The sequence below is a fragment of the Rhodococcus sp. Chr-9 genome, from assembly GCF_000801125.1.
Lineage (GTDB): Bacteria > Actinomycetota > Actinomycetes > Mycobacteriales > Mycobacteriaceae > Rhodococcus > Rhodococcus pyridinivorans.
In genome coordinates, this window is record NZ_JTIZ01000058.1 from 1 (window position 1) to 944 (window position 944).

Below are 944 nucleotides of genomic sequence, written 5' to 3' on the forward strand. Positions count from 1 at the left end.
TGAGGTTTTCTCACCAGGCCGGCGCTTGCAGGTGAAGAAGAACGAGAGCCGCAGCAGCGATCGAGCCGATCCTCCACGGACATAGACTGATTCGCTGCAGCGCCTTCCACCGGGTCTTCAACAGGGCATTCGCGCGTTCGGCCGGAGCACGCATCGCAGACAACACCGTGTTGCGGCAACGAGTGCCGATATCGAGATCACGGCCTTTCGTCGGGACGTGGACACCGATCCCGGCACCGGTGTACCCCTTGTCGGCGAGGGTGGGCATCCCGCCGGCGGCAGCGTGGTAGAGGGCGCCGAGGATCCCGCCCCGACGAGCAGCGGTGAGGTCGTGCACCGAACCGGGGGCAACCTCGGACACCCACACCGGATAGCCGGTCGGATCGGTCAGGACCTGGACGTTGCCGCCATGGCGGCGATGTTTACCCGAGTACCACACGTCGTGCCCGGACTCGGAACGCTCCCGGCAGCGAGTCGAGGCGATGAGGGTGCCGTCGAGACAGACATGCTCCCAGCCGGACTCGATCCCACGTTCGAGCACCTCGTGCAGGTCCGGGGCGTGCGCAGCGATCACGTCGATACCTTCGTGGAGATACCGGTAGGCGGTGGCCTGCGAGATGCGGGCATCGCGCGCCAGGGTGGCGACAGCGGTGCCGTCGCGGAACCACCGCAGCACCATCAGAGCCTGGACGTACACGGTCGCGGCCCGCTGCCACGGCCGGCGATCGGTCCTGCGGCGGTGCGCCGTGAGGATACGGGCGACGAAGGCCAGGGTGTGCTCGGGCACGTCGAGCGTGGCACGATAGGTAATCACGTGGGGTCCTGCTCCGGGTTGCTTCTTGCTCGAAACAATCCCTACCAGGCAGGACCCCACGTCCTCTTTTCACGCCACACCGTTCGGATGTCTTTGCTGTCGTCGGTGACTCTCTGGTGAGAAAACCTCA

General features: G+C 65.9%; 1 protein-coding gene. It reads right to left on the reverse strand.

All coding sequences use genetic code 11. The annotated features are described in order from the left end of the window. Positions 1 to 10: 10 nt before the first annotated feature. Positions 11 to 814 carry an IS5 family transposase gene (locus QR64_RS06830; RefSeq protein WP_039584643.1) on the reverse strand — a complete coding sequence of 268 codons (804 nt, stop codon included), beginning with the start codon at positions 812 to 814 and terminating at the stop codon, positions 11 to 13. Positions 815 to 944 lie beyond the last annotated feature (130 nt).